The organism is Oleiphilus sp. HI0043 (assembly GCF_001634935.1).
In genome coordinates this window covers 1-1,439 of record NZ_LWEY01001441.1, presented here as the reverse complement: position 1 = coordinate 1,439, position 1,439 = coordinate 1, and the positions used below count along the sequence as shown (strand labels likewise).

Sequence of the window (1,439 nt, the reverse complement as noted above, 5' to 3'; positions counted from 1 at the left end):
ACTCAAAAACCTTATATTTTTTGATATACCTGAGTGCAAAAGGCGTCTCGATTAGCATATATGTCAGTAAACTAAACCAGAACCAGTTAGTCTCTAGAATGATCAACGATAACTTGAGGTCTTGACCTTGATATAAGCTGCCAACCACCAAGAGAGATATCACCATAGCAGCCAAGTCGTTCGTAAATAGTTTGTTCAAATCTCGCCCCGCAAACCGAGGATAAACGAACAAATAAGTAAGCGTCACCAATAGGAAATTGATCAATAAAATAAGAGCTTCAGCTTGCATAATCATTCCGATTCAAACTTGTAAACAGCCATCATACCTCGAACTGATAACAAAGTGACTAATAACAAACGTTAGTTGTAATAACGACACAATCTAAAAGCGACACTCCAAACCGGCCAAACTCTACTACACTAATATCACTACCGACATAATAACTAAGTTAGCCTGCTTTTTTGAAATCAGATATCTAGATTTGAATTGGCTTATAAACGGTTAGGTATATGAAGCGTACAAGTGCCACAATTAAAGCATTAACCCTGCTTTTGTTAGTCAGTTTCCATTCACTCTCTAAGGCTGAAACTATCCAAATAGCCAGTGGAGAATATCCGCCGTGGACCTCACAATCACTGCCGGGTGGAGGCTACATTAATCGTCTAGTTAGCGAAGCGTTTAAGCTCCACAACATTGACGTCAAATTTGACTATCTCCCTTGGAAAAGAGCCCTAGAAGCGACTCGAATCGGTAATTATCACGCCACGTCTTTTTGGGGGGAAAGTGAAGAAAGAAGACAAGACTTTCTCCATAGCCAAACGATCGAGAATATCTATTTTGTCTTTTTCTACACTAAAAAACGCTTTAACGGCCCGTTCAAATGGCAAAGCCTTGATGAACTAGGCCGTTTAAAAATTGGCGCTACGCGGAGCTATACTTATAACGATGAATTTTGGCGTTTATACAAGCAAGACAGGTTAAGAGTGTCAATTAGCAATACAGATATAGATAACTTGCGAAAACTAATCAGCGGAACAATCGACTTATTTCCTATCTCTGAATTCACAGGAAAGTACCTGCTTCATAGAAACTTTTCACCAGCTGAAATAGAATCGATCGGAATCAACACTAAAGCACTCAGTGAAGGTAAAAACTATATTTTATTTTCCAAAACCCAGCCAGACAGCCAATACTATCTAAATATTCTGAATGCCGGGCTCGAAGCGCTCAGACAAGAAGGTAAATTTCGAATTTTCCAAGAAGAAATGTTTAAATGAAACAGCTCTATTTATCTCTCATATTATTATTTGGTTTCAGTTTTTATGCGCTGGCTAGCAATCAGCCAATCAGCTTTGATCACAGTACCGAAAACATAGTTCTAGCCAATCATATTGTATATTTTGAAGATAAAGACCACTCACTGACGCCTGGGAATATC

At 38.6% G+C, this 1,439-nt stretch carries 2 protein-coding genes; one reads left to right on the top strand and one right to left on the bottom strand.

Annotated features, from left to right (window positions below; all coding sequences use genetic code 11):
- Positions 1-289, bottom strand: a 289-nt coding sequence (locus tag A3729_RS20215) for a hypothetical protein (RefSeq protein ID WP_068516158.1), incomplete at its 3' end; no start/stop codon positions are given.
- Between the two features lie 221 nt (positions 290-510).
- Between A3729_RS20215 and A3729_RS20210 the strand changes: the two genes are divergently transcribed.
- Positions 511-1,278, top strand: coding sequence for an ABC transporter substrate-binding protein (locus A3729_RS20210; protein WP_068516132.1), 768 nt, complete (start codon positions 511-513; stop codon positions 1,276-1,278).
- The last annotated feature ends 161 nt before the right edge of the window (positions 1,279-1,439 follow it).

What these genes read in the sequence shown, in the direction of transcription:
- A3729_RS20210 (WP_068516132.1), top strand. Translation starts at nt 511, where the DNA reads ATGAAGCGTACAAGTGCCACAATTAAAGCATTAACCCTGCTTTTGTTA.